Here is a 3,454-nt window from a genome sequence, read left to right as displayed (position 1 = left end):
GTAAATTCGGCACTTCCTCCCTGATGTTTTTTCTTAAAGTTAGGATACTTAGTACGACCAGCAAAGAAATTGGTAAAAGCTGTTTGTAAATGTCTTAACCCTTGTTGTAAAGGTACACAAATAACTTCGTTTAAAAAGTCTAATTCTTCTTGCTTTTTCCAATCAGTTAGCATTGAAGAAGTTTGAGCGTAGCCTACTCTTTCTTGCTTTTCGTACCATGCTTGTGTTCTGACATGGAGAGCTTTATTGTAAACTAATCTTACACAGCCCAAAGTGCGCCGCAATAGGGACTCTTGTTCGGGTGTGGGGTAAAATCGGAACGAGTAGGCTTTTTCCAGGTCTCACATTTTAGCATATATTTGGTAAATGCGCTAGTATTTAACGGTAAAGCCGTCGTAGAACGACGGGGTTTCAGACCCAAAATTTTCGATGAAAGATCAAGCCAATTCCCTGTATGAATACGACTTCTATGGGTGGACAGAGCTACAAGCGAAAGCTCTAGCCAACCGACAGGTAGAAGCTCTGGACTGGCAAAACTTACGGGAGGAAATCATTTCCTTGGGTAAACAAGAATATCGAGAACTGGTGAGCCGTCTAACCGTTTTGGTAGGACATCTTCTCAAATGGGAATATCAGCCAGATAAACGTTCTCGCAGCTGGTTTTTGACGATTAGAGAACAGAGACGAGCGATCAGACGGCATCTAGAGGGTAATCCTAGTTTAAAATCCCGGATACCGACGGCTTTATCCGATGCTTTCGAGGCCGGGGTCGATTTGGCTTTACGCGAGACGGATTTACCGATACGGACTTTTCCCTCTCACTGTTCTTTCACCTTCGAGGACATCATGGCCGACCATTTCCTCTGCGATACGAGTCAGGATTGGTCGTAAATTTAACGGTTATACCGCCTCGACGGGATCTGTATCTCAACAAGTAATTTAATTACGCGGGCAGCTGATTCTTTTTTTTTACTCTCTCCCTTCAATAATTTTAATTTCTTCCTCGCTTAATCCATAGAGTTTATAAACAATTAGATCGATCAATTCATCGGTGGCGCTTAATTGTTGTTTTAGGGGTAAAAGTTTCTCTAGACTGGTTTGATATTCTTTTTCTAGGGTTTCCTGTATTTGGCGATCAAGTAAGTTAACGCTAATTTTCTTTTTGTTCTTTTTCAGTATCTCCCCAAGTTGCTCGAAGCTAAGATGAGGTTCGCTTTTTTGATAGTCACCGAGATAGTTTTGGATTTTTGATTTGTTGGTTAAATTATCGATCGCACTGCCGATTATTCTCTCTAAATATCTCAAAAAGCTTTTGATTTCTTTTTGTTTTTCCCGATTTATCTCGATCATCTGTTCTGCTAAGTATGCCAGAATATCATGGACTATATCAGTTTCCTCTCTCCTAATATGCTCCTCGATTTCCTTTAATATCTCTTGCTTTTCTTGATAACTTTTAATAAGTTTCTCTAAGCACTGTTGACGGCGATCGCTATTGGTGTTAAAAGATATTTTTCGGATGGGTATTGAGGCAAAATCATCTAATAAAATTTGAGGAAATGTATCTTCTTCTTGAATTGCAAACTTTTTTCTAAAAACAAATCCCGTTAATTTACTATTTAAAATAGCCAGTAGTGATTTCAAGTTATAATTAACACTATCTTTCAACTTTACTACATACAATAGAGTATTACTATAAGCTTCTTCTTGATAAAAACATCCTAACAGTCTAGAGTCAACAACTTTTCTAAATAACAATCTATCCTGACAGAATAGTTCTTTATTTCTTGGTTCTGCTAACCATTTACCCCACTTGATCCAATTATTATGATACCAATCAATCGAATACCTTTGAATTGATTGACCTTCAAAAAACGGGGCATAGCTTTCATCTACTTTATTGTTATTTGTAAAGGGTTTAATCTCCATTACTTCTGCCGTTTGAGGAGGATGACCTTTCCCTTTTTGGTATGCTTTAAGACCATAATTTATGGCAGTTATTTGTTTTAGATCATTACTAAAATGATTTATTTTATCTAAAATCAGCAATTCTGATGACGAAAGGTAAGGATTGATAATATGTTCATGAAAACTCAACCAGTAATCTTGATTTCTCAAAAATTGTTGAGTGTTACTATTTGATATTTCATTAATAACGTCTTTTTTTAGAAAAGTTGTGACTAACGTTTCGTGAGATTGAGAGTTAGTTTTGTTTTGTATAACATAAATTGTTGTATCAACTTTGGCACTCTTAAAAACAGTTCTCGGCAGTGCAACAATATTTTTTATAATTCCATTTTTTAATAAATTAATTCTTAAATTTTCCGTAAAATCAAGATACATCCAGTTGTCGGGAACTATTAGGGAAACTATACCTCCTAATTCTATTAAAAAATTAAAAGTTTTCTCCATAAAAGCAACGTAAGTCTCAACTCGATAACTAATGCAGTGGTAGCATTCTTTGAAATAAGTTATCTCATTGTTATTAAAAGGTGAACCATAAGGAGGATTACCGATAACTGCATCAAAACCGGGGTTATCTTTCCAAGAAGCGGAATCAAGATCGATAAAAACTTCGGGAAATTCCAGATCCCAATGAAAAAAGCGCTTATCTTTATATAAACTAGCTGCTTGGTCTAAAATTCGTTGGTCTGATGGGGGTAACTTATCCCAATTAATTGCCGATATATTGCCACCGTAACGCTGCAGAAACTCGATAGCAGTTTTAACCCCAAAAAAGCGAGAGAGGAAAACATCTAATAAACGCTTGTAGGGTTTAGCTTGACTATCAAAATCACGGAATAACTGTTCACTTGCTTCCACTTCTGCAAAAGTCGCATCGCTGAGGGTACTAATTCCCCGCATAATTTCCGCGGCCCGAAGTAACCCGACAAAAGGGCCGGTTAAAAGAGTTAATTGACCACTTTCTTCCTCAATCATAGCGGCTTCTGCATCCTTGGCGGTAGTTCCGATCAGAGAATTACCACAACGTAAATGATGATCCAAAAAACTCAAAGGCGCGCCCACTGTGAAAGAATGTAACCAGAGACTAACCTTGGCCAATTCTACGGCCATCGGATTGATATCTACCCCATAAATACAGCGCTTCATCACCACTCTTTGTAATAACTGCGTTGGTTCAAGGGTGGGAGAATCGAGAATAATTCCCTGTTGTCGGAGATTGTCGATAATATTTTTTCGGGTGGTTTCCAACATGGTTAAAACGGGATTATCTTCGGGATAAAGATTGAGAATCTGGATTAACTCATCGGTGAGATAGTCCACTGCTTCCACTAAAAAATGTCCGCTGCCCATGGCGGGGTCACAGAGTTTAAGATCAATTGACACTCCCCGCTCTAAAGAGACGGGGATTCTTGGTTCACAGAGATTACTTGCTTAGACAGAATTGCTTCTGAAAAAGTAGAGGTATTCTCTCCCCAAGCGTTTATTGGATCTA

Annotated in this window: 2 protein-coding genes and 1 pseudogene; 1 reads left to right on the top strand and 2 read right to left on the bottom strand. The window is 37.9% G+C overall.

The window, feature by feature from the left end; genetic code table 11:
• Positions 1–338 (bottom strand): RNA-guided endonuclease InsQ/TnpB family protein (locus tag EWV84_RS14740; protein ID WP_287078590.1); only part of this gene is annotated, 338 nt, incomplete at its 3' end.
• Between the two features lie 91 nt (positions 339–429).
• Here EWV84_RS14740 and EWV84_RS14735 point away from each other — a divergent pair.
• Positions 430–891 (top strand): DUF29 domain-containing protein, encoded by a 462-nt coding sequence (locus tag EWV84_RS14735; RefSeq protein ID WP_286825000.1) that lies wholly within the window; start codon positions 430–432, stop codon positions 889–891.
• A 78-nt stretch (positions 892–969) separates the two neighbouring features.
• Here the strand turns inward: EWV84_RS14735 and EWV84_RS14730 are convergent.
• Positions 970–3,339, bottom strand: a pseudogene (locus EWV84_RS14730) (Eco57I restriction-modification methylase domain-containing protein); the annotation flags it as partial.
• Positions 3,340–3,454: the final 115 nt, after the last annotated feature.

The sequence above is a fragment of the Microcystis sp. M_QC_C_20170808_M3Col genome (assembly GCF_007095505.1).
In the GTDB taxonomy this organism is placed as follows: Bacteria; Cyanobacteriota; Cyanobacteriia; order Cyanobacteriales; family Microcystaceae; genus Microcystis.
Note: the sequence above shows the minus strand (reverse complement) of the source record. Positions and strands in the feature narration are given on the sequence as shown.

Bases quoted from the DNA above. Each gene is read 5' to 3' on its own strand.
- EWV84_RS14735 (WP_286825000.1), top strand. From the start codon at position 430: ATGAAAGATCAAGCCAATTCCCTGTATGAATACGACTTCTATGGGTGG.